Source organism: Citrobacter sp. Colony219 (assembly GCF_019382635.1).
Lineage (GTDB): Bacteria > Pseudomonadota > Gammaproteobacteria > Enterobacterales > Enterobacteriaceae > Citrobacter > Citrobacter youngae.
In genome coordinates, this window is the sequence record NZ_CP080033.1 from 858,383 (window position 1) to 884,531 (window position 26,149).

Genomic DNA, 26,149 nt, shown 5'->3' on the forward strand with positions numbered 1-26,149 from the left:
TTACGCTTCGTTTTCCGCCAGTTCACGCAGATACTGGAAGATCTGGCGGGAAGATTTTGGCGGCTTGTTGCCCGCTTTTTCTTTCCTGGCGTTACGCACCAGCGAACGCAGTTGCTGACGGTCGGCGTCAGGCCACAGGTTCATCACTTCTTCGATGGCTTCATCGCTACCGTCAACCATACGGTCACGCAGTTGCTCCAGCTTATGGAAGACAACGACCTGTTGGTTGTGACGGTTTTTCAGCTTGTCCAGCGCCTGACGGATAGGATCAACATCGCGCTGGCGCAACATTTTGCCAATCAGCTGCAGCTGGCGGCGGCGACCTTCCATCTTAATACGCTGGGCCAGCTCAATCGCGGCACGTAAATCCGCATCGAGCGGGATTTTATCCAGCGCGTTTTTCCCCAGTTTTACCAGTTCCACACCCAGGTGTTTTAACTCCTCGGCGTCACGTTTTATTTCACTTTTACTGACCCAGATAATTTCATCGTCTTCGTCTTCGATGTCATCACCGGGAACGTCGTCGAGCCAGTCTTCGGGCTGCTTAGTCATGTCAGGCTCCTTAAAAAAAGAGGCTAATGTTACCAGTTAAGATGCGCACTGAAAAACGGTTCTCTGTTAGACTTCAGAGAAACTCTCTCTACATTATGGCATTTGCGATGAAAGTAATCTCACAAGTTGAAGCGCAGCGTAAGATTCTGGAAGAAGCGGTCTCGACGGCACTGGAATTAGCGTCAGGTAAGTCGGATGGCGCGGAAGTCGCTGTAAGCAAGACCACGGGTATTAGCGTCAGCACCCGTTATGGTGAAGTGGAGAACGTCGAATTCAATAGCGATGGTGCACTGGGGATTACGGTTTATCACCAGAACCGTAAGGGCAGCGCATCGTCTACCGATTTAAGCCCGCAGGCGATTGCACGCACCGTGCAGGCTGCGCTGGACATTGCACGTTACACTTCGCCGGATCCGTGCGCAGGCGTGGCAGATAAAGAACTGCTGGCCTTTGATGCGCCCGATCTGGACCTGTTCCACCCGGCGGAAGTTTCCCCTGACGAAGCTATCGAACTGGCGGCGCGCGCTGAACAGGCTGCATTGCAGGCTGATAAGCGCATCACCAATACCGAAGGCGGCAGCTTTAACAGCCACTATGGCATCAAAGTCTTTGGCAACAGCCACGGCATGCTGCAGGGCTACTGCTCCACGCGTCATTCCCTTTCCAGCTGTGTGATCGCGGAAGAAAATGGCGATATGGAACGCGATTACGCCTACACCATTGGTCGGGCGATGGGCGATTTGCAAACGCCGGAGTGGGTAGGGGCTGACTGTGCTCGCCGCACCTTATCTCGTTTGTCGCCGCGTAAGCTGTCCACCATGAAAGCGCCGGTGATTTTCGCCAACGAAGTGGCGACCGGACTGTTCGGACACCTGGTCGGCGCGATTGCCGGTGGTTCGGTATACCGCAAATCCACCTTCCTGCTCGACTCGCTGGGCAAGCAAATTCTGCCGGAATGGCTGACCATTGAAGAGCATCCGCACCTGCTGAAGGGACTGGCGTCTTCACCGTTCGACAGTGAAGGGGTACGGACTGAACGCCGTGACATCATTAAAGACGGCGTGCTGACTCAGTGGCTGCTGACCAACTACTCTGCGCGTAAGCTGGGGCTGAAGAGCACCGGGCATGCGGGCGGGATCCACAACTGGCGAATTCCGGGACAGGGTCTAAGCTTCGAGCAGTTGCTCAAAGAGATGGGCACAGGCCTTGTGGTTACCGAGCTGATGGGCCAGGGCGTAAGCGGCATTACCGGCGATTACTCGCGCGGCGCGGCGGGTTTCTGGGTCGAAAATGGTGAAATTCAGTATCCGGTGAGTGAAATTACCATCGCCGGGAACTTAAAAGAGATGTGGCGCAATATTGTGACCGTGGGGAACGATATTGAAACGCGCAGTAATATCCAATGTGGTTCGGTATTGTTACCGGAGATGAAAATCGCCGGGCAGTGATACTCGTTAAGGCGTTAATTTTTAATAATAAAAAAGGAAGTGAGCAATGCGTAAACACCTGTTAGCGATCGTCGCGGCTTCAACGCTGGTTCTTGGTTCTTCTGCGTTTGCAGCCGATCTTGAAGACGACATGGGGATCCTCAACGACAACCTGAAGATCGTCGAAAAAACGGATAATGCGACTGAACTGAAAGATGCGTTAACCAAAATGCGCGCAGCCGCGCTGGACGCTCAAAAGGCCACACCGCCGAAGCTGGAAAGCAAATCCCCGGACAGCCCGGAGATGAAAGATTTCCGCCACGGTTTTGACACGCTGATCGGCCAGATTGATGGCGCGCTTAAGCTGGCGAACGAAGGTAAAGTCAAAGAGGCGAAAGCCGTTGCGGAAGACCTGAAAACCACGCGCAACGAAAACCACAAGAAGTTCCGCTAATCTACGCTATCCGGCCTGCATAACCGTGGGCCGGATAAGATCCCCCGCTACTGCACRCCCCATAAGTAAACGCTATACCCATCACATTTTTTCATTTTTATCGTCCATTCATTGTTCGCACTTCCTTCCAATTTGCGGCTCACTCTTGCGATCTCAATCACATTCTTCCAGTGATAAATCGTGAACCCGACCCGTTTTGCGGCACAGATCACTATCGCTGACCCCCTTTCCACTTCGAAGTGGAAAACAACTCGCTACAAACTTTTAACCCCCACCGCTAATTTATCCCCAGAGCCATTAGTGGGGTAAGACGAGTGAATAACGGAGCTGTAATGAATGACATGGGGGAATCGGTGGAACTGGCCGACCGCATGCTGGCGCAGGTATATGCCTTGCTGCGTGAACGCCACATTATTCCCAACGCCGTACAGGAACAGATGCTGACGTCGCATGTTCGCGCCATGGCGCACCGCTCGATAACGGGTGAAACCTTACCAGAAGTCGATGCCAGCTTATTTGATGAAATTTCTGCCGAATCAATGGCGCTTGCCCGCGACGTGGTCGCCGAGTTTGGCAATCTTCCCGAGGAAGAAGCCTGGCTGCTGTCGGTGCACTTCGAAGTCGCGAAAGACAACCTTTAAGGAGCAAAAGATGGAACAGATTACCGTAGTGATTGGCGATCGTCTGGGTAAAGGCCAGAAAGTGGCGGCAGGCGTTGAGAAAGCGGGTGGCCGTGCGGTTGTGGTACCGGGCGTGGCGGCTGACATGAAGCTGGGTGACGTAATGAAAGCGGAAAACGCCACCTTTGGTATCTCGTTTTGCGGCAGTGGCGGGGCAGGGGCGATTACCGCACAGACCAAATACGGCTACAAGGCGAAATATGGCATGCGCTCGGTTGATGAAGGCGTAACGGCCATCAACGAAGGTTGCAACGTGCTGGGGTTCGGTTTTATGGATAAAGAAGAGCTCGGTGAACGCCTGGTTCAGGCGTGGCAAAAGAAACACGGCGCTTAAGTATGAAAGAGCAATTCACCACCACGGTGAGAGTCACTGGCAAGGGCGAGGCCAAAGCGCGCGCCTTTGCCGATGCCCTGAACCACGTTCAGGCTGCGGTGATGAAAGCGTCGCCGCATATCTTACTGCGTATTGAGCCACAGGATGTGCAGGTTGTTCAAGCGCGTGAAACGGTGCGCAAAGAGGCGTTTTTATTCCTCTTTCTGCGCCGGGAAAGACGCACCTTCAGCGTGGAGCTGGATGTGACCGTCAACGTGACTGCCATCAATCTCGACAAGGTGGATTTCGTTACGCAACGCTGATTCTTTATTAAAAGGCATAAATATGTTCCTGATAATATTAATAAAATCGCTCATCATTGGTGGCCTGGTTGGCGTCGGTGTCGGCGCTGGGGCTGCACGCATGTTTCATGCGCCTACCACTCAAGGGATGGGCGCGTTTCGTACTCTGGGAGAACTGAATTCCTGCGAAGGGGATCCGGCTTCTCACTTCTCGTTCGGCCTGGGCTTCTTCTTTAACGCCTGGGCTTCTTCCGTTGCGGCGGGGGCGTTCACGCAGGATGTCGACCATCGCATCATTCCCAACTGGGGTGCCGCCGCGCTGATGGTTAAAAACCGCAACGTCGGTGAAACGCTGCACGATCCCAAGCGCATGGCGATTGCCTGTGGCGTTATCGGGATGATTGTCGTGACCTTCCTGAACCTCACCGCGTCATCCGTACCGGAAGCGCTGCAGGTTACCGCCGTCAAGGTGCTGGTGCCTGCGGCTAACCTGCTGGTTAATACCGTGATGCCGGTGATCTTCTGGCTGGCGGCGATCGATGCCGGTAAGAAATCCGGCTTCTGGGCCACCGTCTTTGGCGGCGCGGCGCAACTGATCATGGGCAACGCCGTTCCGGGGCTGGTGCTCGGCATTCTGATCGGCAAAGGTGTTGAAGAAAGCGGCTGGAACCACGTCACGAAAGTGATGATGGTAGCTATCGTCGCGCTGTTTGTCCTGAGCGGCTTCTTCCGCGGTTTCGACATGAAGATGATCGAATCCTTCCATCTGACCGTGCCGAACTGGTTGGAACTGATCCACAACTCGCTCAGCGGCAAATAACGGAGGCCATCATGGAACAGAATAAAGGTTTTTGGTTTGCCGACTGGTCGTTCCCGATCTTCGTTGGCCTGCTCTCCTCTGGCGTCTTTGCCGGAACGCACATGTACTACCTGTACGGTATCGGCGCATTTAACGAAGTCGCTTTTGTGGCGATGCTAAAGGCGGGAATGGACACCGGCTCTTACGGCGCGGTGGCGGCATTTGGCGCAAGTTTCCTGTTTGCCCGTATCATTGAAGGTTCGTTGGTGGGGATTCTGGATATCGGTGGCGCGATTCAGACCGGGGTCGGGTTAGGTGTTCCGGCGCTGCTGCTGGGCGCGGGCATTATCTTCCCGGTCGCCAACTTTGCCGCCTCTTTGGTCACCGGCCTGGTGATTGGCCTGGCGATTGGCTACATCATCATTCTGGCGCGTAAGTTCACCATCAACCAGAGCGATTCAACCTACGGGGCGGACGTCATGATGGGGGCCGGTAACGCCTCCGGTCGCTTCCTCGGGCCATTGATTATCCTCAGCGCGATGACGGCTTCTATTCCTATCGGAATCGGTTCTCTGGCGGGTGCGCTGCTGTTTTATCTGTGGCAAAAACCGATCACCGGCGGGGCGATCCTTGGGGCAATGATCCTGGGTTCCATCTTCCCGATTGCCATTAGCTAACTGTTGGTTTGCAGGCCGGATAAGGCGGTTACGCCGCCATCCGGCAAAGGAGAGAGCGATGTTTGATTTACTCCTGCGCGGTGCGCGCCTCGTTGACGATACGGTGAGCGATATTGCGCTGAAAGACGGCAAAATTGCGGCATTAGGCAACGTTGATGGTCCGGCGCTGAAAACTATTGAGCTCGGCGGCGAGTGCTACGTCAGCGCAGGCTGGATTGATTCCCACGTTCACTGTTACCCGAAATCCCCGATTTATCACGACCAGCCGGACAGCGTCGGTATTGCGACTGGCGTCACCACGGTCGTGGATGCGGGCAGTACCGGGGCGGATGATATCGACGATTTTTACACCCTGACCCGGGAAGCAGCGACGGAAGTGTATGCGCTGCTGAACATCTCCCGCGTTGGGCTTATCGCCCAGAACGAGCTGGCCAACATGGCCAACATTGACGCCGATGCGGTGCGCCAGGCGGTGAAACGCCACCCTGATTTTATTGTCGGCCTGAAGGCACGCATGAGCAGCAGCGTGGTAGGTGAAAACGGCATCACGCCGCTGGATCGTGCCAAAGCGATGCAAAAAGAGAACGGCGACCTGCCGCTGATGGTGCACATTGGCAACAACCCGCCGAATCTCGATGAGATCGCCGAGCGCCTGAGCGCAGGCGATATTATTACCCACTGCTACAACGGTAAACCAAACCGTATTCTGACGCCGCAGGGCGAGCTGCGCGCATCTGTCACGCGTGCGCTGCAACGCGGCGTGCGTCTGGACGTGGGTCACGGTACGGCCAGCCTGAGCTTTGCGGTGGCAAAACGCGCTATCGATCTTGGTATTTTGCCGCACACCATCAGCTCCGATATTTATTGCCGCAACCGTATCAGCGGTCCGGTGTATTCCCTGGCGAATGTGATGTCGAAATTTCTCGCCATGGGGATGTCGCTCCCACAGGTCATTGAGTGCGTGACCGCCAATGCCGCTGACGGCCTGCGCCTGAAACAGAAAGGGCGACTGCAGCCTGGTCTGGATGCCGATTTAACCCTCTTTACGCTTAAGCGCCAGCCAACCGTGCTGGTAGATGCTGAAAACGACAGCCTGCAGGCTGAACAAATGCTGGTGCCGCTTGCCGCAATACGTGCGGGCAAGGGCTATATGACCGAACAAGGGAGCGCGGAACATGCCTTCGATTTTTGAGAAATACAATTTAAAACAGGTGATTAACACATCAGGCCGCATGACGGCGCTCGGCGTTTCCACGCCGCGACCAGAAGTGGTTGAGGCTGCGATGGCGGGGATGAATCAGTACTTCGAAATGAAAGATCTGGTCAATAAAACCGGCGACTACATCGCGAAATTGCTGGAAGTGGAAGGGGCGACCGTCGTCTCCTGCGCATCGGCTGGAATCGCCCAGTCGGTGGCTGCGGTGCTGGTGAAAGACAGCGACTGGCTGCTGGAGAATCTGCACGTTACGCCCATCGAGAACAACGAAATCGTGCTGCCCAGAGGCCACAACGTCAACTTTGGTGCCCCGGTTGGCACCATGGTGGCGCTTGGCGGCGGCAAGCTGGTGGAAGCGGGCTATGCCAATGAATGTTCCGCGGCACAGCTGGCGGCAGCCATTACACCGCGCACGGCGGCGATTCTGTATATCAAATCTCACCACTGCGTACAGAAAAGCATGCTCAGCGTGGAGCAGGCCGCGGTGGTGGCGCGCACGCATAACCTGCCGCTGATCGTGGATGCGGCGGCGGAAGAAGATTTGCAGTGCTACTACCGCCTTGGTGCGGATCTGGTGATTTATAGCGGCGCAAAGGCGATTGAAGGGCCAACCAGTGGACTGGTGATTGGCAAAACCCAGTATGTTGAGTGGGTGAAACGCCAGACGGCGGGGATCGGCCGGGCGATGAAGGTGGGCAAAGAGGGGATTCTTGGCCTGACCTGCGCTATCGAACTGTATCTGAACGCGCAGAAAGAGAGCGGTGCGGAGATGGTCGAGAAAATGACGCCGTTCATTAATGCGCTAAATTCCTTTAATGGCGTCAGCGCCCGCGTGGTGTGGGACAGCGCAGGGCGCGACATCGCCCGTACCGAAATTAAGTTTGACGAAGCGGTAACTGGTATCGCCACGGGCGAACTGGTTGAAGCCCTGAAACACGGCGAGTACGCGATTTACTTCCGTGGGTACAAAGCCAACGAAGGCATTATCGAAGCCGATGTGCGCAGCGTGGATCGCGCGCAGCTGGAAATTGTGGCCCGTCGAATTGGTGAAGTGATTTCGCAGGAGAAAAACGCATGAAACTGACCCCTAACTTTTATCGCGACCGCGTCTGCCTGAACGTGCTGGCAGGCTCCAAAGAAAATGCGCGGGATATTTACGCGGCGGCGGAAGGACACGTGCTGGTCGGCGTGTTGTCAAAAAATTACCCGGATGTCGCAAGCGCGGTCGCGGATATGCGTGAATACGCAGCGCTTATCGACAATGCGCTTTCAGTGGGGTTGGGGGCGGGCGATCCAAACCAGTCGGCGATGGTCAGTGAGATCTCCCGTCAGGTACAGCCGCAGCATGTTAATCAGGTCTTTACCGGCGTGGCGACCAGTCGGGCGCTGTTGGGCCAGCAGGAGACGGTAGTCAACGGTCTGGTCTCGCCAACGGGTACGCCGGGGATGGTGAAAATCTCCACCGGTCCGCTGAGCAGCCAGACGCCGGACGGCATTGTGCCGGTAGAAACCGCAATTGCGCTGCTCAAAGATATGGGCGGTAGCTCGATTAAATACTTCCCGATGGGCGGCCTGAAATGCCGTGACGAGTACATCGCCGTCGCGCAGGCCTGTGCCCGGCATGACTTCTGGCTGGAGCCTACCGGGGGTATCGATCTGGATAATTTTACTGAAATCCTGCAGATCGCCCTGGATGCCGGAGTGAGCAAAATCATTCCTCACATCTATAGTTCGATTATTGATAAGGTGAGTGGTAACACCCGCCCGGACGACGTGCGCCAACTGATGGCGATGACCCGGGCTTGCATAGGCTAACTGACAGATGAGGAGACTGACGTGCGATTCCCCAACCAACGTTTAGCACAGCTGTTTGATATGTTGCAAAACGAAGCGCTTCCACAGGATGAGCTGGCGCAGCGGTTGTCGGTTTCTACACGCACCGTACGGGCGGATATCACTGCGCTAAACGCGCTACTTACTCAGTACGGCGCGCAGTTTGTCCTCAGCCGGGGCAGCGGTTATCAGCTCAAAATTGACGACCCGGCAAGTTATCACTCTCTGCAAACGCAGCAGCCTGAAACGTTGCTGCGCATCCCGCGAACCAGCCAGGAGCGGGTACACTGGCTGGTGGTCCGTTTTCTGACGTCGGCCTTTTCGCTAAAGCTTGAAGATTTGGCTGATGAATGGTTTATCAGCCGCGCGACGCTGCAAAACGATATGGCTGAGGTGCGTGAGCATCTGCAACGTTATCATCTGACGCTGGAAACGCGTCCCCGTCACGGCATGAAGCTGTTTGGCAGCGAGATGGCGATCCGCGCCTGTTTGACCGATCTGTTGTGGACGCTGGCACAGCAGGATCCGCAGCACCCGTTAGTGATGCAGGAGGCGCTGAATGCCGGGATCCCTGAGCAGCTACAGCCCGTTTTACAGGATATTTTTGCTCGTTTTCATATTCGTTTGACCGACGAGGGCGAGCTGTTTTTACGCTTGTACTGTGCGGTGGCTATCCGGCGGATTAGTGAAGGGTATCCATTGCCGGAGTTTGCCGCTGAAGAAACTGAACAGGCGGTGTGCCTGGCCGCGCGTGAGATTGCGGCGGTTCTGCACCGGCTGGCAGACAAACCGCTTTCTGTTTTCGAAGAGAATTGGCTACAGGTGCACATCGCTGCCCGTCAGGTTCAAGAGATCGCCCCCAGTGCTATTAATGCGGATGATGACGAAGCGCTGGTTAATTACATCCTGCGTTTTATCAATACTCAATACAACTACAACCTGTTGAATGACAAACAGTTGCATGCCGATCTGCTGACGCATATTAAGACGATGATCACCCGGGTGCGTTACCAGATAATGATCCCCAATCCGCTGCTGGAAAATATTAAACAGCACTACCCGATGGCATGGGATATGACGCTGGCCGCCGTCTCGGGATGGGGGAAATATACGCCGTATACCATCAGTGAAAATGAGATTGGCTTTCTGGTCCTGCATATTGGCGTGGGGCTGGAACGTAGTTACAACATCGGTTACCAGAGGCAACCGAAAGTTCTGCTGGTATGCGATGCTGGAAATGCGATGGCGCGGATGATTGAAGCGGTGCTGGCGCGTAAGTATCCGCAGATTGAAATCGTCGATACCGTCACGTTGCGCGACTACGAACAGCGGGAAAGCATTAGCGAAGATTTTGTTATCTCGACCGCGCGGATCGGTGAAAAAGATAAGCCCGTGGCGATGATTGCGCCGTTTCCGACCGATTATCAACTGGAGCAAATTGGCAAGCTGGTGCTGGTGGACAGAACCCGCCCGTGGATGCTGAATAAATTTTTCGATGCCGCCCATTTTCGCGTGATCGACGGCACCATGGATCAGCAGACGCTGTTCAAAACGTTATGCCATCAGTTGCAGGATGAAGGTTTTGTCGACGCGGAGTTTCTTGATTCGGTGGTTGAACGTGAGGCCATCGTCAGCACTATGCTGGGTGATGGCATCGCGCTGCCGCACGCCCTCGGTCTGCTGGCAAAGAAAACGGTGGTCTACACCATCCTCGCCCCGCAGGGTATTGCCTGGGGCGATGAAACCGCGCACGTGATCTTCCTGCTCGCCATTAGTAAAAGCGAGTACGAAGAAGCGATGGCGATCTACGATATTTTCGTCACCTTCCTGCGTGAACGCGCCATGACGCGGCTCTGCGCATGCCGGAATTTCACCGAGTTCAAAACCGTCGCCATGGAGTGTGTCAGTCGTTTTTGAGAGGCGTTATCCAGAATTCGATGTAATGCGTATGTAATGCTAAACTGCATTACACATTCGATTCTACTGGAGGCATAATGGCCACGCTGAACGTCCGTCTGGATGACAAACTCAAAAATGAGGCTTATGCCGTGCTGGAAAAACTGAACATTACTCCAACGGAAGCTGTGCGATTACTGTTTCAGTACGTCGCGGAAACGGGGCGCATGCCAGTGAAAACCGTCACCGTTAGCGACAGCGAAGATACACTGATTCAGACAGTCCGGGAGAGGCTGGCCAGCCCGCAAAAAGGAATCAAGGTTAGTCTGGATGACTTATGAACTGGAATTCGACCCGAGAGCCTTAAAAGAGTGGCATAAACTGGGTGATACGGTGAAGGCTCAGTTTAAGAAGAAGTTGGCCGACGTGTTGTTGAACCCCAGAATTGACTCTGCCCGTTTAAACGGTCTTCCAGATTGCTATAAAATTAAGCTTAAATCGTCCGGCTATCGTCTGGTGTACCAGGTTCGGGATGAGGTTGTGACCGTGTTTGTTGTCGCGGTCGGCAAGCGAGAACATTCGGCCGTTTATCTCGATGCAAACAAACGGCTTTAGCGATCAACGCAAATGATGTACGACCTGGTTGCTGCTGCCGCGCCAGATTAGCGCCGGGTCTTTGAGATCCTGCACGTATTTGCCATCGACCAGCACGTTGATGAGATCGACCACCTGCATTTGCGCGGCGTTGAGTTCATCGAGCTTGTAGCCAGTCCACACCCAGATATCTTTGCCGGGGCACTCAGCGCGAACGCGCTGTACCAGTTTCAGGATTTCCGGCACGTTTTGCGGATGTAGCGGATCGCCACCGGAGAGCGAGATCCCCTGACGCTTGATTCGCGTATCGTTCAGATCGGCAATGATCTTGTCTTCCATCTCTTTGGTAAATGGCTTGCCGGAATTGAGCCTCCAGGTGCTTTTGTTATAGCAACCGGGACATTCATGCACGCACCCGGACACAAACAGCGTGCAGCGGGTGCCGGGGCCGTTAACGATGTCGACGGGATAGTATTGGTGAAAGTTCATAGCTTGTAACCATGCCGGGTGGCGCTGCGCTTACCCGGCCTACAATAAGAGTGCGGTCCGTAGGCCCGGTAAGCGCAGCGCCACCGGGCATTAACGTAACAGCGGATTAACCTATCTGCCCGTTACCCAAATGCTTAACGCGGCGTTTCACTTCTTCCTGCTTACCGGCGTTAAACGGACGGGCGTCCGGGCTGCCTAAATAACCGCAGACGCGGCGGGTGACCGACACGCGCGCGGCGTCGTGGTTACCACATTTCGGGCAGGTGAAGCCTTTGCTGGTGCATTCGAACTCACCGGTAAAGCCACACTCGTAGCATTCATCGATTGGCGTGTTGGTCCCGTAATACGGCACGTGCTGGTAGCTGTAATCCCACACGTCTTCCAGCGCTTTCAGGTTGTGCTGAATATTCGGGTATTCGCCGTAGCAAATGAAGCCTCCGCTTGCCAGCGGCGGGTACGGCGCTTCGAAATCGATTTTGTCGTACGGGTTAACCTTTTTCTCCACGTCGAGGTGGAAGCTGTTGGTGTAGTAACCTTTGTCGGTAACGCCAGGTACCACGCCAAACTCGGCGGTATCAAGACGGCAGAAACGGTCGCACAGGTTTTCGCTCGGCGTGCTGTACAGGCTGAAGCCGTAGCCGGTCTCGTCTTTCCACTGGTCGACCGCCTGACGCAGACGTTCGACAATGGCGATACCCTTGGCGCGCAGCTCCTCGCTGTCGTACAGATGTTTGTCACCAAACAGCGCGTTAATGGTTTCATGAATGCCGATGTAACCCAGAGAGATGGATGCGCGACCATTTTTAAAGATTTCAGACACATCATCGTCCGCTTTCAGACGCACGCCGCAGGCGCCTTCCATATACAGGATTGGCGCAACGCGGGCTTTCACACCTTCCAGACGCGCAATGCGGGTCATAAGCGCTTTACGCGCCAGCACCAGGCGATCGTCGAGCAGTTTCCAGAAGGTGGCTTCATCACCGTGCGCTTCCAGCGCGATACGCGGCAGGTTGAGGCTGATAACGCCGAGGTTGTTACGCCCGTCGTGAACCTGTTCGCCGTTCTCGTTTTCCCAGACACCGAGGAAACTACGGCAGCCCATTGGGGTTTTGAACGAACCGGTGACTTTCACTACCTGATCGTAGTTCAGGATATCCGGGTACATACGCTTGCTTGCGCATTCCAGCGCCAGCTGTTTAATGTCGTAGTTTGGATCGCCGAACTTGTGGTTCAGACCGTCACGAATGGCGAACACCAGTTTCGGGAAGACGGCTGTTTTACGATTTTTACCCAGTCCCGCGATGCGGTTACGCAGAATGGATTGCTGGATCAAACGTGATTCCCAGCTGGTCCCCAGGCCAAAACCAAAGGTGACGAATGGCGTCTGACCGTTGGCGGTATGCAGGGTATTCACTTCATACTCAAGGGACTGGAATGCGTCATAGCACTCTTTCTCGGTACGAGAATGCGCATAGCCGTCGGCATCCGGGATCTGCCACTCTTCAGCGGTTTTACGGTGCTTATTAAAGCTCTCGGTGACGAACGGCGCGAGAACTTCGTCAATACGGTTAATGGTGGTGCCGCCATAAATGTGGCTGGCAACCTGCGCGATGATTTGTGCAGTGACGGCGGTCGCGGTCGAGATGGATTTTGGCGGCTCAATCTCCGCGTTACCCATCTTAAAGCCCTGTGTCAGCATGCCTTTGAGGTCGATCAGCATGCAGTTGAACATCGGGAAGAACGGCGAGTAATCGAGGTCGTGATAGTGAATATCACCACGCTCATGTGCCTGGACCACATCACGCGGCAGCAGGTGCTGACGCGCATAGTGTTTGGCGACGATACCGGCCAGCAGGTCACGCTGGGTCGGGATCACTTTGCTGTCTTTGTTGGCGTTTTCGTTCAGCAGAGCAGAGTTGGTTTGCTCAACCAGACCACGAATTTCCTGGTTCAAACGGCCACGCTTTTCACGCTGTATATCACGGTCGTGGCGATATTCGATGTACGCACGGGCGAGTTGTTTGTACGGACCAGACATCAGCTGGTTTTCTACCGCTGTCTGGATCTCGTTGATATCGACCTGGCTGCGCTCATTCATCTGGCTACTAACGACTTCTGCGACGGTGGCACAGTAATCTGCGTCATCGACTCCCGCTGCTTTAGCTGCACGCAGAATGGCTTCTTTGATGCGCTCTGATTTAAACGGCACTTTACAGCCATCTCGTTTCATCACATGCGGTGTCATGATCACTCCATATTTATAAGAACAGGTTATCCACAGAGGTTGGGGAAGCGGTCATGGGTTTATTCATCTATCAGGCCAATGACTTCCCGCAATCCTGACCCACTTTATCCACAATTCCACCGTAAAGCGGTGCACTGTAGTTGTAGCAATTGTAGTCGATTAATACAACATATTGGGTCGGCGTGCATTTTAAGTTCTATATGTAGTGATTTGCATCAAGGATGTTTACGATTTATTTGATGTAGCGCAAAGTAAAAATCGGAGCGTACAGATGACGGGCAGTACAGCGATTGTAAATTGTGGCAAGAAAAATCTGATTAATTATTCAACAAAAACAGGAAGGTAAATGCAGTGTCAGCATTGAAGCCCGATAGCGCTATACGTACCGGGCTCAAAACCAATTGCAAGCTATTTTTGCACCCACCAGACGGCTTCGAAAGGACGTAGCGTCATGTCTGCGGGTTGGCTGGCGACCTCGGCATAGTTGTGCATTAGCACCTGCCAGTTTCCATCGGTCTGGGCTGGCTGCCAGCTCTGGAAAGTATCGCTCAGATTAGCAATGACCAGCAACCGCTGCCCTTGCCACTCGCGTTGGTAACACCACAGATGTGGGCTGTCCGGTAACAGATCCTGATAGTCGCCCCAGGTAATAACTGGCTCCGCTTTGCGCAATGCGATAAGCCGCTGATAGGTGTAGAACACTGAGTCGGCATCGCTCAGCGCAGCCGCCACGTTGATCTCCGCCGCGTTGTCACACAGATTGATCCACGGCTCGCCCTTGGTGAAGCCCGCGTGTTGGCTGGCATCCCACTGCATCGGCGTGCGGCTGTTATCGCGGGATTTACTGGCGAGGATCGCCAGCAGTTCGTCGGCATCTCGCCCCTGACCGTTCAGTTCGGCAAACATGTTATGGCTTTCCACATCGCGATAATCGGTAATCTGGCTGAAATGCGGATTGGTCATGCCGATCTCTTCCCCCTGGTAGATATAGGGCGTGCCCTGCATACCGTGCAGCACCATCGCCAGCATTTTGGCCGACGGAATGCGGTATTTACCTTCATCGCCAAAACGCGACACGATGCGCGGCTGATCGTGGTTACACCAGAACAGCGCGTTCCAGGCTTGATTATGCATGCCTTGTTGCCAGTGGCGGAACAGAGTTTTCAGCGCGACATAATCGGGTTTGGCTAACGTCCACTTCTCACCGTTGGGGTAATCCACTTTCAGGTGGTGAAAGTTAAATGTCATCGACAGTTCGCTGCCATCGAGCGCGGCGTACTGCTGGCAGTTTTCCAGCGTAGTGGATGACATTTCTCCCACCGTCATCAGGCCGCGTGGCGTGAAGACGTCGCGGTTCATCTCGCGTAAAAACGCATGCGCGCGCGGGCCATCGGTATAAAAACGGCGTCCATCGCCGTCGGGATCGTTCGGGAAGCTCTGATCTTTAGAGATAAGATTCACCACGTCGAGACGCAGACCGTCCACGCCGCGATCGGCCCAGAATTCGCACACTTTTTTCAGCTCGGCGCGTACCGCCGGGTTCTCCCAGTTCAGGTCTGCCTGTTCAGGAGCAAAGAGGTGCAGATAATACTGCTCGCTTGCGGCGTGCCAGCCCCAGGCGTTACCGCCAAATTTGGAACGCCAGTTATTCGGCGGGCTGTCTGGCGTGCCGCCGCGCCAGAGATAAAACTGACGATACGGACTGTCTTTATCCAGCGCATCACGAAACCAGGCGTGCTGGGTTGAGGTGTGGTTAAAAACCATATCCAGAATAATACGGATGCCGCGCGTTTTCGCCTGCGCCACCAGTTCGTCAAAATCTTCCAGCGTACCGTAGGCCGGATCGACAGACAGGTAATCCGCGACGTCGTAGCCGTTATCAACCTGCGGCGAAATATAGAATGGCGTCAGCCAGATGGCATCAACGCCCAGTTTTTGCAGATAGTCGAGGCGCTGCGTCACGCCGCGTAAATCGCCGGTGCCGCTGCCGGTAGTGTCCTGAAAACTCTTGGGGTAAACCTGATAGATAACGCCGTTTTGCCACCAGTGGGGAATATTCATGGTTGTTTCCTGGAAATACGCTGGGGCGCAACTGCGCCCCGAAGAAAAGTTAGATAATTTGTAATGTGCCCAGACGGTATTTACGCTGGTAAACAAATGAGGTCAGTATCATTGGGATAACAATCGCAATGACCATCGCCATGCCAAATACCTGCCAGTAGGTCGGCTGGATAGAGAGGATGCCCGGCAAACCGCCGACGCCAATCCCGTTTGCCAGCACTCCGTTCAGGCCGCACAGCAGTCCGGCGAGACCGGAGCCGATCATCGCGCACAGCATCGGGAAGCGGTATTTCAGGTTGATGCCGTACATTGCCGGTTCAGTGACCCCGAGATACGCGGAGATGGCTGCAGGGACTGAGATTTCACGTTCGTTGTGTTTGCGACTGGAGATAATGATGCCCACCACCGCAGAGGCCTGAGCGATATTCGACAGCGCGATCAGCGGCCATACCGGCGTGCCGCCCATGCTCTGAATCATCTGCATGTCGATGGCAAGCGTAGTCTGATGCACGCCGGTGATCACCAGCGGGGCGTACAGGAAGCCGAACAACGCCGCGCCGATTGGGGCAAAGCTGCCGGTCAGCAGATGGCGGACCGCAAACGCGACACCGTCGCCGATCATGCGGCCAAACGGACCGATAAAGGCGTGCGCAAGGAATACCGCAAGGATCAGCGAGCACACCGGGACGATCACCAGATACAGATAATCCGGCACGATGCGCTTCATGCGCGTTTCAATAAACCCGAGCGCCAGCCCGGCCAGCAACGCCGGAATAACCTGCGCCTGGTAGCCCACTTTCTCAATGCTGAACAGACCGAAGTTCCACACCTCCGGCACTTGCTGACCGAGCAAATAGGCGTTCATCAGTTGCGGTGAAACCAGGGTTACGCCCAGCACAATACCGAGGATCGGCGTACCGCCCATTTTTTTCACTGCCGACCAGCAGATCCCGACCGGCAGATAGAAGAAGATCGCCTCGCCAATCAGCCACAGGAAGTCGTAAAGGGTTTTCAGCGAAGGATGCATCTGCGCCAGCGTCTGGCCGTTGCTCATCGGTAGATCGCCGATCACGTTACGGAAACCTAAGATCAAACCGCCGCTAATTAGCGCGGGCAGCAGCGGGAAGAAGATCTCCGCAAAATGAGAAATCAGCTGTTCGTGCCATTTCATATTCTGCCGCGCCGCTTTTTTCGCCTGCTCTTTGTCGGCGCTGGCCTGTCCGGTTGTCGCCAGCAGCGCTTTGTAGTAATCGCCCACCTCGGTGCCAATCACTACCTGAAACTGCCCGGCGTTGGTGAAGCAGCCTTTGACCATCGGTAGCTGTTCGATCTCTTTGGGTCTGGCATTCGCGGGTTGATTCAACACAAAACGCAGGCGCGTAATGCAGTGACTCACCGTGGCGATATTGTCGCGCCCGCCTACCAGCTCAATCAGCCGGTCGATATCCGCTTGTTTTACTTTGCTCATGATGACGTGTGTTCCCCGTAGGTCGGATTAGACGCTTTCGCGACGTCATCCGGCAGCTGTCTCGTTGTTGGTGCCAGAGTATATCGTCGGTGAATATTTAAAAATGGGAACGTTCCCGAAACGCAGTGAAGATCACAAATTAGTGCTCAGAAAGCAATCAGGAGAGGCTGGAGGGAATAACGATTTGTCGTGGTTCGCTACGGCCGTTGATCTGTTCGATCAGCTGCGAGGCTGCTTGCCGTCCGGCTTCAGCGTAGCCGGGATCGACAGTGATGATTTCCGGATGGAGGAATTTCATCAGCGGCGTATTACCGACGCTTGCCAGTTGCAGGTTGTCGATTCGCTGTTCCTGCAGATATTTGCTGACGCCAAGGGCAAGCGTGTCCGTCGCACAGACTAACGCAGTTGTTTCCGGCGTAATGACATCGGCGGCATGCTCATAGCCCTGTTTCATGGCCAGACCAGGCAGAGCAGCGACAGGATGCAGCTTATGTTTCTTGCAGAAGGTCAGGTAGGCCTCATGACGGCGCTTACCGGTGGTCACGTCGCTATGGGGGACGCCAAGGAAACTGATATGACGATGTTCGCGATCGTACAGACGCTGCATCAGGGTATGAATGGCGCCTTCGTCGTCATAACAGACGGAGGCAAAGCCTTTGGCATCCCTGGCCAGCAGAACCAGAGAGTCCTGCCAGGAGGTGAGCATGGTTTCCGTTACGCCGGTAAAACCAAACAACACGACGCCATCAATGTTGCGACGTTTGAGCATTCCCAGATGTTCTTCTACCAGTTCAGGTGAGAACTGGCTTTCCATCATAATCGGATCATAACCCTGCTCATAAAAGGCGGGTAGCATGGTCTGCACGGCGAGATTTTCCGAAAGTGAGTCCAGACGCGTGACGATAATCGCCACGACTTTGTCGCTTTGCCCACGCATGGCACGTGCGGAGCGGGAAGGGGAGAAACCGTGCTGATTCATCACTGCTTCAACACGTTCACGGGTGCGTTCGCTAACGCCGCTTTCGTTGTTGAGCACACGGGAAACCGTTGATTTCCCCACACCGCTTAAGCGGGCGATGTCTTTAATAGTCAGCCGATTTTGCATCCTGTTTTCCCGTTGCGCACTTTTTCAGTTATATCAAAGAGAGTAACTTTACCCATGTGGAGTGCAATGGGGAAAGTCTGCTTTAAACCGTTCACCCTTCAGGCGATGTGTATACGTTTGGTTTAGTTTCCATGCTGTATCATACCGCCATAATTGTCACAAACCTTATGGTTTTCTGCGTATAATCCGCAGCGCTTATCATTCACTTACCGGAGGCTATATGGATCCCGATCCCACCCCTCTCCCTAAATGGAGAACCCCCCCTCTCCGGTAAGCCTGTTTTCACTGTCTTACCGGAGCTGTAAGACAGTGACGTTCTGACGTCCCTGTTGTGATTTTAAAATTGCCACCAGGCAAGGCTTTGCCACGCCTGAAGGATTTACTGCGCCCGCTTATACTGGTGCAGAGGGACTGCCTATGTTCAAAAATATTACTCGCCAGCTGTTTGCCCGGCTAAACCGCCATTTACCGCATCGTCTGGTGCATCGCGATCCGCTACCCAATGCGCAGACCGTCGCCAGCACGCCGATCCCGCCTTCGCTGAGCGAACATTGCCTGAAAATGGCGCTGATGGACGAAGAAGCGCTGTGGAAAACGTTTGGCGCGCACCCGGAAGGATTGAACGCCGCAGAAGTGGAAAACGCTCGCGAGTTACATGGCGAGAACCAGCTACCGGCGCAGAAGCCGTCGCCATGGTGGGTACACCTGTGGGTCTGCTACCGCAACCCGTTTAATATTCTGCTGACTATTTTAGGCGGCATTTCTTATGCCACCGAGGATCTGTTTGCCGCGGGCGTTATCGCCTTGATGGTTGTCATCTCCACGCTGCTGAATTTTGTCCAGGAGGCGCGTTCCACCAAAGCGGCGGATGCGTTGAAAGCGATGGTCAGCAACACTGCTACGGTGCTGCGCGTCATCAACGAGAAAGGGGAGAACGGCTGGGTTGAACTGCCGATCGACCAGTTGGTGCCTGGCGATATTATTAAGCTGGCAGCAGGGGATATGATCCCAGCCGATCTGCGCGTGGTGCAGGCGCGCGATCTGTTCGTGGCCCAGGCTTCACTGACCGGCGAATCGTTGCCGGTGGAGAAAGTCGCCACCAGCCGCGACCCGCAGCAAAGCAACCCGCTGGAATGCGATACCCTGTGCTTTATGGGCACCAATGTGGTGAGCGGCACGGCGCAGGCCATCGTGATTGCGACCGGGGCCAATACTTGGTTCGGGCAACTGGCGGGCCGCGTCAGCGAGCAGGAAAGCGAGCAGAATGCCTTCCAGAAAGGGATCAGCCGCGTCAGCATGCTGCTGATCCGCTTTATGCTGGTGATGGCGCCCATCGTGCTTATCATCAATGGCTACACCAAAGGTGACTGGTGGGAAGCGGCGCTGTTTGCCCTGTCTGTGGCGGTGGGACTTACTCCAGAAATGCTGCCGATGATCGTCACCTCGACGCTGGCGCGTGGGGCGGTGAAGCTGTCAAAACAAAAGGTCATCGTTAAACACCTCGACGCTATCCAGAACTTTGGCGCGATGGATATTCTGTGCACCGATAAAACCGGCACGCTGACACAAGATAAAATAGTGCTGGAGAATCATACCGATATCTCCGGCAAGCCCAGCGAACACGTCCTGCATTCCGCGTGGCTGAACAGCCACTATCAGACCGGGCTGAAGAATCTGCTGGATACGGCAGTGCTGGAAGGCGTGGACGAAGAATCCGCCCGCCGGCTCTCTACCCGTTGGCAAAAAATCGATGAGATCCCGTTTGATTTCGAACGCCGCCGCATGTCGGTGGTGGTCGCTGAAGAAACCGATGTGCACCAACTGGTATGTAAAGGCGCGCTGCAGGAGATCCTCAGCGTTTGCACCCAGGTGCGCCATAACGGTGAGATTGTCCCGTTAGATGACAACATGCTGCGTCGGGTGAAACGCGTTACCGATACGCTGAATCGTCAGGGGTTGCGTGTGGTGGCGGTGGCAACCAAATACCTGCCTGCGCGTGAAGGGGACTATCAGCGTATTGATGAATCCGATCTGATCCTCGAAGGGTATATCGCGTTCCTCGATCCGCCGAAAGAGACCACCGCCCCGGCGCTGAAAGCGCTGAAAGCCAGCGGTATTACGGTGAAAATTCTCACCGGTGACAGCGAACTGGTTGCGGCGAAAGTGTGTCATGAAGTGGGTCTGGATGCAGGTGATGTGGTTATCGGCAGCAGCATTGAAGGGTTAAGCGACGACGAGCTGGCCCGACTTGCCCAGCGCACCACGTTGTTTGCCCGCCTGACGCCAATGCACAAAGAGCGCATTGTCACACTGCTCAAGCGTGAAGGTCATGTGGTCGGCTTTATGGGCGATGGCATTAACGACGCCCCGGCGCTGCGCGCGGCGGACATTGGTATCTCCGTTGATGGTGCGGTTGATATTGCCCGTGAAGCGGCAGATATCATTCTGCTGGAAAAGAGCCTGATGGTGCTGGAAGAAGGGGTGATCGAAGGACGCCGTACTTTTTCTAACATGCTGAAGTACATTAAAATGACGGCCAGTTCTAACTTCGGTAACGTATTTAGCGTGCTGGTGGCGAGCGCCTTTTTACCGTTCCTGCCGATGCTGCCGCTGCACTTACTGATTCAGAACCTGCTGTACGATGTATCCCAGGTGGCGATTCCGTTTGATAACGTCGACGAAGAGCAGATCAAAAAGCCGCAGCGCTGGAATCCCGCCGAGTTGGGCCGCTTTATGATCTTCTTTGGACCGATCAGCTCGATCTTTGACATTCTGACTTTCTGCCTGATGTGGTTCGTCTTCCATGCCAATACGCCTGAACATCAGACATTGTTCCAGTCTGGCTGGTTTGTGGTGGGTCTGCTGTCGCAAACGCTGATTGTGCATATGATCCGTACCCGTCGCGTGCCGTTCATCCAAAGCCGCGCCGCATGGCCGCTGATGCTGATGACGCTGGTCGTGATGGTGGTGGGCATTGCGTTGCCGTTCTCACCGCTGGCCAGCTATCTGCAATTGCAGGCGCTGCCGCTGAGCTACTTCCCGTGGCTGGTTGCGATTCTGGCGGGTTACATGACATTAACTCAGCTTGTGAAAGGTTTTTATAGCCGCCGCTACGGCTGGCAGTAATCCTCAACTTCTCTTCTGCAGGATGGTGTTAATACCATCCTGCATTTCTCTTTTTCATTCGAAAGATATTCCCTCGAAATATTGGTGTTTTATTTTTATTGAAATGCTCACGCGGTAATTAGTATCAAATTGCCTTCTTTGCGTTGCTTTTTTATCAATAAAACGATCTGCATTGCAAAAATGAAACAGTGTGCTAAAAATAATGGGCGTCTGTGATTTTTTGTGAACACAGTCATCGAAATAAGTTGTTACACCAGTTAGTCTGCACAGGTAACATCGTTAAGAAAGTTTCACGCTGCCCATTTTTAATTCCGGCAGTCATTTGCTCTGCAAGCTATTCCTGTTAATGGATATTATGAACTTCTGGAGAAGGACAAATGAAACTGACAAAAAACCTGTTAAGTCTGTGTATTGGCGCGTCGGTATTACTGGCGAGTCATGCAACGCTGGCACAAACCTTTCGCGCCGCAGATGTGCATCCGGCTGATTACCCGAACGTTGTCGCCGTCAAACATATGGGGGAAAAACTGAGTGCCGCCACCGACGGTCGTCTGGAGATTAAAACCTTTCCCGGTGGCGTGTTAGGTGACGAAAAACAGATGATTGAACAGGCGCAATTAGGCGCTATCGATATTATTCGCGTTTCAATGACGCCGGTTGCCGCCATTCTCCCTGAAATTAACGTCTTTACCCTGCCGTATATCTTTCGTGATGAAGACCATCTGCATAAGGTTCTCGACGGCATGATTGGTCAGGAGATTGGCGACCGCCTGACGGCAAACACCAAATCGCGGCTGGTGTTCCTCGGCTGGATGGATGCCGGAACGCGCAACCTGATCACCAAAAATCCGGTGGTGAAACCGGAAGATTTACACGGCATGAAAATCCGTGTTCAAGGGAGTCCGATAGCGCTGGATACCCTGAAAGCGATGGGCGCTAACTCCGTTGTGATGGGCGTCAGTGAAGTCTTTAGCGGCATGCAGACCGGCGTTATTGATGGTACGGAGAATAATCCGCCAACGTTTGTTGCGCATAACTATTTGCCGGTCGTGAAAAACTATACCTGGAGCAAACATTTTATTATTCCTGAGCTTTTTCTGTTCTCGAAAGCTAAATGGGATAAGTTGAAAAAAGAAGACCAGGATCTCATTATTAAGCTCGCTAAAGAAGCCCAGGTAGAGCAACGCAAACTTTGGCAGGATTATAATGCGAAATCGCTGGAGACCATGAAAGCCAATGGCGTTCAGTTCCACGATATTGATACGGACTATTTCTATAAAGCCACGCAGTCAGTGCGGGATAATTACGGTAAAGACCACCAGGATTTGATCAAACGGATTCAGGATGTGAAGTAATTCATCAGGTGGAGGATATCAACCCTCCGCCTGAATCTTTTGATTAATTCGAGGTGATGATTATGGGTGAATGCTATTCATCGGTAATGGATTTTCTTTATCGGGTATCAATGTGGATTGCCGGTATCTCATTATTAGTCATGGTTGCCATTATCCCTATTGGCATATTCGCACGTTATGTTCTGAATAACGCTCTGTCATGGCCTGAGCCCGTCGCCATTCTCTGTATGGTGACATTCACCTTTATTGGTGCGGCGGTGAGCTATCGCGCAGGTTCGCATATCGCAGTGAGCATGGTGACTGATCGTCTGGGTGATGCTTCCCGTCGTTATTGCTCGATAATCGCAGACGTTATGCTGGTGGCGATAAGCCTGTTTATCCTCTGGTACGGAACCAATCTCTGTCTTGAACTGTGGGACCAGCCCGTGGCGGAATTCCCGCTTTTAAGCGCCGGGCAAAACTACCTCCCATTGCCGATTGGCTCTGCCATAACGCTGCTATTTATCGCGGAAAAGATTTTCCGTGGTCCGCAGTACCAACGTCCCGTTGTCATGCTGGGTTCGACCAGCTAGTTACCGCCCCCATTTCAGAAAGGAAAGCAGATGGATGCATTTATTCTCGTCTTTACGCTCGGCATTATGCTGGCGATTGGGGTACCGGTAGCGTACGCGGTAGGGATTAGCGCCATCATTGGGGCCTGGTACATTGATATCCCACTGGAAGCGGTGATGATCCAACTGACCAGTGGGGTGAATAAGTTTTCGCTGCTGGCGATCCCGTTCTTTATTCTGGCCGGAGCTATTATGGCCGAAGGGGGAATCGCGCGGCGGCTGGTGAACTTTGCCTATATTTTTGTTGGCTTTATTCGCGGAGGGCTGTCGCTGGTAAACATTGTGGCATCGACCTTTTTTGGCGCAATTTCTGGATCGTCTGTAGCTGATACCGCATCCATTGGTTCGGTGATGATCCCGGAGATGGATAAAAAAGGCTACCCGCGCGATTTTGCCGCGGCGGTTACTGCCAGCGGCTCGGTGCAGGCGATCCTCACACCGCCCAGCCATAACTCGGTTATTTACTCGCTGGCAACCGGCGGCACGGTGTCGATTGCCGCGCTATTCATCGCCGGGATCCTGCCGGGCCTGCTGTTAAGTTTCAGTCTGATGGTAATGTGTGTGGCGTTTGCGCACAAACGCGGTTACCCAAAAGGGGAACGCGTGCCGTTTCGCCAGGCGCTGAAGATTTTCGTCGATACGCTGTGGGGCCTGATGACGGTTGTGATCATCATGGGCGGTATCCTGTCAGGTATCTTTACCGCGACGGAATCAGCGGCAATTGCCTGTCTGTGGGCCTTCTTTGTCACCATGTTTATCTATCGTGACTATAAATGGTCTGAGCTGCCAAAGCTGATGTTCCGCACGGTGAAAACGGTCACGATCGTCATGATCCTGATAGGCTTTGCCGCTGCGTTCGGCGCCGTCATGACTTATATGCAGTTGCCGATGCGTATCACTGAAGCCTTCACCAGTATTTCGGACAACAAATACGTCATTCTGATGTGCATTAACATCATGCTGTTGCTGATCGGTACGCTGATGGATATGGCGCCGCTGATCCTGATTTTGACGCCGGTTCTGCTGCCGGTGACCAACGCGCTCGGCATTGATTCGGTCCATTTTGGCATGATCATGCTGGTGAACTTAGGGATCGGTCTGATTACGCCGCCGGTAGGGTCAGTGCTGTTTGTGGCCAGTGCGGTGAGTAAGCAGAAAATAGAGCAGGTGGTGAAGGCGATGCTGCCGTTCTACCTCGTGCTGTTCCTGGTGCTGATGCTGGTGACGTACATTCCGGCGATTTCGCTGTTCTTGCCGAAACTGTTTGGCGTGATGTGATAAATGCCCGGTGGCGCTCGCGCTTACCGGGCCTACCTAAATTCATTCCGGGCTTCCATGCCCCTTTTTTTTTGTGTTTCACACAATGCAGCTAAATATTTTCTGAATTATGGCATTGCCAGTGTCTTCCAACAGAATACGCTAGATTATAAATGTTAACATCTTGTCATGTTAATTATTCTCAGGAGGCATTATGAACGCTTATATATTGGGGAGAGAGGAACCTGAATATAGTATTGATGTTGGAAGTGGTGAATGGTGCAGTGCGGGGCATTTTTCAGATCAATTTTATTATTATAAATATTACCTGGAGCAATTGATTGATGGGAGCTTATATTTAAAGTATCGCTATCCTTTTGCACGAGAAAATTTACTGCATTATTTGCAAAATACGGGTGAAGACATACATATTAACTTAACTGATATGATAGGAAAATCAGCCCAGTTAAGGGATAATTATGTGCAATTATTGGATGCAGCAAAGAGTTTTTGTAAAACATTACCGCCAGGTCAGCATGAGTTTACTTCTGCGCATGTTAATACTGATGATTTTATTTCTAGCGATCCAGACTTGTTTTATGCTATAGGAGGTTATCAATACTGGGGCAAAGGTCGAGTGCAAATTACCGAAGATAAGTATAAAAATACAATGAGCAATGGTAGTAGACTATGTAGTTATAATTTGACATTTCAGTTTAAGTTTTTTGACAGGTATAACTGGAATGTTAGTGTCGCAAATTCTGGAGTTCGTTTAGGTAGTATCGTTCCTGTGAATGATACTTTTATGGGGAGGTTTCATCAGGAGTGTCTGGCCAGAGAGTACAATATTTTTGGTGCCATTGAGTCAGAGGTAAAATGGCATGACTGAGCATGGCACTTTATTTTACATAGAAAAAATACTTACTTTCGCTTTAGTTTGTGCCTTTTGTTATATGCTGTATATTATTTCGGTTTGCTGGTTACCAGTACGTGAAAGTCACTATCTTCTGGTTGTACAATGGTGCCGTAACGATGATTCAAATACCCACTATGCAAAGAATTTATCCTGGCATGGTTTATATGTTTATTTGGAGAAATCGTCTGGGAATATTATTGTAAGGGAAATGAACACTCCTCTACACGATCCATTTCAGCCTTATCGGTACGTTTACCGTAAAATTGCACATGAAAATGATATATCCTTGGTCGCAGAGAAATGGGGGGTAATTAAGTGTCAGGGAAAAAATAAAGCGCTCATTGGTTCATCTGGTTATTCTTTTTTATGGAGACATGGCCAATGAAGACTTTTATAAGACGAGCTACTATAAAAATATTTTTTTTACTAATTATAATGTTTATCTGTATTTTTTCTATTAATTCAGTTGAAAGATATAACAACATTGTTGGTTTTAAAATTCACAATAAGGTAGTTTATACATTGGAAAAGATGAAGAATGATAGTGATGATGATCTTAAAATTAATATTTATAGTTCAAGGTTGAACTGGGTTTTAGGACAAACCTGTTTCTCAGAGAATATAGAATCACAGCAAAAAGGGGAAATGGAATTATATAATTGGGGTGTGGGGATAATCGAAAATGAAACCATCACCTTAAAGAATAATGGAAGAGAATTGATTTTTTCAGTTATAGGCTGCAATACTTAAGGAACCCTGCCAGAGCAGGGCTC

The 26,149-nt window shown here is 52.9% G+C and carries 26 protein-coding genes; 20 read left to right on the forward strand and 6 right to left on the reverse strand.

Features of this window, described 5'->3' with window-relative positions:
• Nucleotides 1-552: a ribosome biogenesis factor YjgA gene (yjgA, locus tag JTI85_RS03760; RefSeq protein ID WP_008786039.1), complete on the reverse strand. Its 552-nt coding sequence runs from the start codon at nt 550-552 to the stop codon at nt 1-3.
• A 95-nt stretch (nt 553-647) separates the two neighbouring features.
• Here yjgA and pmbA point away from each other — a divergent pair, with 95 nt between their 5' ends.
• The 13 genes from pmbA (at nt 648) to JTI85_RS03825 (ending at nt 10,764) form a co-directional block, all read left to right on the forward strand.
• A complete protein-coding gene (gene pmbA / locus JTI85_RS03765) occupies nt 648-2,000 on the forward strand; it encodes a metalloprotease PmbA (RefSeq protein ID WP_003830385.1) in 1,353 nt (450 codons plus the stop codon).
• A gap of 46 nt (nt 2,001-2,046) precedes the next feature.
• Nucleotides 2,047-2,433, forward strand: a complete 387-nt coding sequence (cybC, locus tag JTI85_RS03770; protein WP_121585390.1) for a cytochrome b562 — start codon at nt 2,047-2,049, stop codon at nt 2,431-2,433.
• A gap of 332 nt (nt 2,434-2,765) precedes the next feature.
• A complete protein-coding gene (locus JTI85_RS03775) occupies nt 2,766-3,074 on the forward strand; it encodes a glycine dehydrogenase (RefSeq protein ID WP_219352128.1) in 309 nt (102 codons plus the stop codon).
• Nucleotides 3,075-3,084: 10 nt separating this feature from the next.
• Nucleotides 3,085-3,447: an SFCGS family glycine-rich protein gene (locus JTI85_RS03780; protein ID WP_003830384.1), complete on the forward strand. Its 363-nt coding sequence runs from the start codon at nt 3,085-3,087 to the stop codon at nt 3,445-3,447.
• A gap of 2 nt (nt 3,448-3,449) precedes the next feature.
• Nucleotides 3,450-3,749, forward strand: coding sequence for a DUF4312 family protein (locus JTI85_RS03785; RefSeq protein WP_038636649.1), 300 nt, complete (start codon nt 3,450-3,452; stop codon nt 3,747-3,749).
• A 22-nt stretch (nt 3,750-3,771) separates the two neighbouring features.
• Nucleotides 3,772-4,548, forward strand: coding sequence for a DUF4311 domain-containing protein (locus JTI85_RS03790; protein ID WP_005134210.1), 777 nt, complete (start codon nt 3,772-3,774; stop codon nt 4,546-4,548).
• Between the two features lie 11 nt (nt 4,549-4,559).
• On the forward strand, nt 4,560-5,204 hold the full coding sequence (locus JTI85_RS03795; protein ID WP_003830379.1) for a DUF4310 family protein: 645 nt from the start codon (nt 4,560-4,562) through the stop codon (nt 5,202-5,204).
• 58 nt (nt 5,205-5,262) lie between these two features.
• Complete coding sequence (locus tag JTI85_RS03800) at nt 5,263-6,396, forward strand: amidohydrolase/deacetylase family metallohydrolase (RefSeq protein ID WP_219352129.1); 1,134 nt, start codon at nt 5,263-5,265, stop codon at nt 6,394-6,396.
• Nucleotides 6,380-7,498, forward strand: a complete 1,119-nt coding sequence (locus JTI85_RS03805) for a DgaE family pyridoxal phosphate-dependent ammonia lyase (RefSeq protein WP_061067122.1) — start codon at nt 6,380-6,382, stop codon at nt 7,496-7,498. The genes JTI85_RS03800 and JTI85_RS03805 overlap by 17 nt, the downstream gene beginning before the upstream one ends.
• Nucleotides 7,495-8,235 carry a KDGP aldolase family protein gene (locus JTI85_RS03810; protein WP_048212847.1) on the forward strand — a complete coding sequence of 247 codons (741 nt, stop codon included), beginning with the start codon at nt 7,495-7,497 and terminating at the stop codon, nt 8,233-8,235. Before JTI85_RS03805 ends, JTI85_RS03810 begins: the two co-directional genes overlap by 4 nt.
• 21 nt (nt 8,236-8,256) lie before the next feature.
• Nucleotides 8,257-10,170 (forward strand): BglG family transcription antiterminator, encoded by a 1,914-nt coding sequence (locus JTI85_RS03815; RefSeq protein WP_119922210.1) that lies wholly within the window; start codon nt 8,257-8,259, stop codon nt 10,168-10,170.
• A gap of 77 nt (nt 10,171-10,247) precedes the next feature.
• Nucleotides 10,248-10,490 carry a type II toxin-antitoxin system RelB/DinJ family antitoxin gene (locus JTI85_RS03820; protein WP_003839576.1) on the forward strand — a complete coding sequence of 81 codons (243 nt, stop codon included), beginning with the start codon at nt 10,248-10,250 and terminating at the stop codon, nt 10,488-10,490.
• Entirely contained in the window at nt 10,480-10,764 is a 285-nt protein-coding gene (locus tag JTI85_RS03825) for a type II toxin-antitoxin system RelE/ParE family toxin (RefSeq protein ID WP_003839578.1), read from the forward strand. Before JTI85_RS03820 ends, JTI85_RS03825 begins: the two co-directional genes overlap by 11 nt.
• 3 nt (nt 10,765-10,767) lie before the next feature.
• On the opposite strand, the gene nrdG is transcribed toward JTI85_RS03825, so the two are convergent.
• From nrdG to treR, 5 genes are all read right to left on the reverse strand, one after another.
• Entirely contained in the window at nt 10,768-11,232 is a 465-nt protein-coding gene (nrdG, locus tag JTI85_RS03830) for an anaerobic ribonucleoside-triphosphate reductase-activating protein (RefSeq protein WP_048212845.1), read from the reverse strand.
• A 106-nt stretch (nt 11,233-11,338) separates the two neighbouring features.
• Nucleotides 11,339-13,477 (reverse strand): anaerobic ribonucleoside-triphosphate reductase, encoded by a 2,139-nt coding sequence (gene nrdD, locus JTI85_RS03835; RefSeq protein WP_048212844.1) that lies wholly within the window; start codon nt 13,475-13,477, stop codon nt 11,339-11,341.
• 408 nt (nt 13,478-13,885) lie between these two features.
• Nucleotides 13,886-15,538 carry an alpha,alpha-phosphotrehalase gene (gene treC / locus JTI85_RS03840; protein WP_219352130.1) on the reverse strand — a complete coding sequence of 551 codons (1,653 nt, stop codon included), beginning with the start codon at nt 15,536-15,538 and terminating at the stop codon, nt 13,886-13,888.
• A 49-nt stretch (nt 15,539-15,587) separates the two neighbouring features.
• The gene (gene treB, locus JTI85_RS03845) at nt 15,588-17,006 is read right to left on the reverse strand and encodes a PTS trehalose transporter subunit IIBC (protein WP_048212842.1); all 1,419 of its coding nucleotides are present in this window, start codon (nt 17,004-17,006) and stop codon (nt 15,588-15,590) included.
• A gap of 157 nt (nt 17,007-17,163) precedes the next feature.
• Nucleotides 17,164-18,111 carry a trehalose operon repressor TreR gene (gene treR / locus JTI85_RS03850; protein WP_199954362.1) on the reverse strand — a complete coding sequence of 316 codons (948 nt, stop codon included), beginning with the start codon at nt 18,109-18,111 and terminating at the stop codon, nt 17,164-17,166.
• 417 nt (nt 18,112-18,528) lie between these two features.
• Here treR and mgtA point away from each other — a divergent pair, with 417 nt between their 5' ends.
• From mgtA to JTI85_RS03885, 7 genes are all read left to right on the forward strand, one after another.
• Nucleotides 18,529-21,237 (forward strand): magnesium-translocating P-type ATPase, encoded by a 2,709-nt coding sequence (gene mgtA / locus JTI85_RS03855; protein ID WP_048212840.1) that lies wholly within the window; start codon nt 18,529-18,531, stop codon nt 21,235-21,237.
• 377 nt (nt 21,238-21,614) lie between these two features.
• The gene (locus JTI85_RS03860) at nt 21,615-22,592 is read left to right on the forward strand and encodes a TRAP transporter substrate-binding protein (RefSeq protein ID WP_048212839.1); all 978 of its coding nucleotides are present in this window, start codon (nt 21,615-21,617) and stop codon (nt 22,590-22,592) included.
• Nucleotides 22,593-22,654: 62 nt separating this feature from the next.
• Nucleotides 22,655-23,164 (forward strand): TRAP transporter small permease, encoded by a 510-nt coding sequence (locus JTI85_RS03865; RefSeq protein WP_200037302.1) that lies wholly within the window; start codon nt 22,655-22,657, stop codon nt 23,162-23,164.
• 30 nt (nt 23,165-23,194) lie between these two features.
• Nucleotides 23,195-24,481, forward strand: a complete 1,287-nt coding sequence (locus JTI85_RS03870) for a TRAP transporter large permease (RefSeq protein WP_061067130.1) — start codon at nt 23,195-23,197, stop codon at nt 24,479-24,481.
• A 193-nt stretch (nt 24,482-24,674) separates the two neighbouring features.
• Entirely contained in the window at nt 24,675-25,349 is a 675-nt protein-coding gene (locus JTI85_RS03875) for a hypothetical protein (protein WP_255575094.1), read from the forward strand.
• Entirely contained in the window at nt 25,342-25,761 is a 420-nt protein-coding gene (locus tag JTI85_RS03880) for a hypothetical protein (RefSeq protein ID WP_071887313.1), read from the forward strand. Before JTI85_RS03875 ends, JTI85_RS03880 begins: the two co-directional genes overlap by 8 nt.
• Nucleotides 25,758-26,126 carry a hypothetical protein gene (locus JTI85_RS03885; RefSeq protein ID WP_048212837.1) on the forward strand — a complete coding sequence of 123 codons (369 nt, stop codon included), beginning with the start codon at nt 25,758-25,760 and terminating at the stop codon, nt 26,124-26,126. The genes JTI85_RS03880 and JTI85_RS03885 overlap by 4 nt, the downstream gene beginning before the upstream one ends.
• Nucleotides 26,127-26,149 lie beyond the last annotated feature (23 nt).

Excerpts from the sequence above, each read along its gene's own strand:
- yjgA (WP_008786039.1), bottom strand. The coding sequence starts at position 552 with ATGACTAAGCAGCCCGAAGACTGGCTCGACGACGTTCCCGGTGATGAC.
- pmbA (WP_003830385.1), top strand. The coding sequence starts at position 648 with ATGGCATTTGCGATGAAAGTAATCTCACAAGTTGAAGCGCAGCGTAAG.
- cybC (WP_121585390.1), top strand. The coding sequence starts at position 2,047 with ATGCGTAAACACCTGTTAGCGATCGTCGCGGCTTCAACGCTGGTTCTT.
- JTI85_RS03775 (WP_219352128.1), top strand. The coding sequence starts at position 2,766 with ATGAATGACATGGGGGAATCGGTGGAACTGGCCGACCGCATGCTGGCG.
- JTI85_RS03780 (WP_003830384.1), top strand. The coding sequence starts at position 3,085 with ATGGAACAGATTACCGTAGTGATTGGCGATCGTCTGGGTAAAGGCCAG.
- JTI85_RS03785 (WP_038636649.1), top strand. The coding sequence starts at position 3,450 with ATGAAAGAGCAATTCACCACCACGGTGAGAGTCACTGGCAAGGGCGAG.
- JTI85_RS03790 (WP_005134210.1), top strand. The coding sequence starts at position 3,772 with ATGTTCCTGATAATATTAATAAAATCGCTCATCATTGGTGGCCTGGTT.
- JTI85_RS03795 (WP_003830379.1), top strand. The coding sequence starts at position 4,560 with ATGGAACAGAATAAAGGTTTTTGGTTTGCCGACTGGTCGTTCCCGATC.
- JTI85_RS03800 (WP_219352129.1), top strand. The coding sequence starts at position 5,263 with ATGTTTGATTTACTCCTGCGCGGTGCGCGCCTCGTTGACGATACGGTG.
- JTI85_RS03805 (WP_061067122.1), top strand. The coding sequence starts at position 6,380 with ATGCCTTCGATTTTTGAGAAATACAATTTAAAACAGGTGATTAACACA.
- JTI85_RS03810 (WP_048212847.1), top strand. The coding sequence starts at position 7,495 with ATGAAACTGACCCCTAACTTTTATCGCGACCGCGTCTGCCTGAACGTG.
- JTI85_RS03820 (WP_003839576.1), top strand. The coding sequence starts at position 10,248 with ATGGCCACGCTGAACGTCCGTCTGGATGACAAACTCAAAAATGAGGCT.
- JTI85_RS03825 (WP_003839578.1), top strand. The coding sequence starts at position 10,480 with ATGACTTATGAACTGGAATTCGACCCGAGAGCCTTAAAAGAGTGGCAT.
- nrdG (WP_048212845.1), bottom strand. The coding sequence starts at position 11,232 with ATGAACTTTCACCAATACTATCCCGTCGACATCGTTAACGGCCCCGGC.
- nrdD (WP_048212844.1), bottom strand. The coding sequence starts at position 13,477 with ATGACACCGCATGTGATGAAACGAGATGGCTGTAAAGTGCCGTTTAAA.
- treC (WP_219352130.1), bottom strand. The coding sequence starts at position 15,538 with ATGAATATTCCCCACTGGTGGCAAAACGGCGTTATCTATCAGGTTTAC.
- treB (WP_048212842.1), bottom strand. The coding sequence starts at position 17,006 with ATGAGCAAAGTAAAACAAGCGGATATCGACCGGCTGATTGAGCTGGTA.
- treR (WP_199954362.1), bottom strand. The coding sequence starts at position 18,111 with ATGCAAAATCGGCTGACTATTAAAGACATCGCCCGCTTAAGCGGTGTG.
- mgtA (WP_048212840.1), top strand. The coding sequence starts at position 18,529 with ATGTTCAAAAATATTACTCGCCAGCTGTTTGCCCGGCTAAACCGCCAT.
- JTI85_RS03860 (WP_048212839.1), top strand. The coding sequence starts at position 21,615 with ATGAAACTGACAAAAAACCTGTTAAGTCTGTGTATTGGCGCGTCGGTA.
- JTI85_RS03865 (WP_200037302.1), top strand. The coding sequence starts at position 22,655 with ATGGGTGAATGCTATTCATCGGTAATGGATTTTCTTTATCGGGTATCA.
- JTI85_RS03870 (WP_061067130.1), top strand. The coding sequence starts at position 23,195 with ATGGATGCATTTATTCTCGTCTTTACGCTCGGCATTATGCTGGCGATT.
- JTI85_RS03875 (WP_255575094.1), top strand. The coding sequence starts at position 24,675 with ATGAACGCTTATATATTGGGGAGAGAGGAACCTGAATATAGTATTGAT.
- JTI85_RS03880 (WP_071887313.1), top strand. The coding sequence starts at position 25,342 with ATGACTGAGCATGGCACTTTATTTTACATAGAAAAAATACTTACTTTC.
- JTI85_RS03885 (WP_048212837.1), top strand. The coding sequence starts at position 25,758 with ATGAAGACTTTTATAAGACGAGCTACTATAAAAATATTTTTTTTACTA.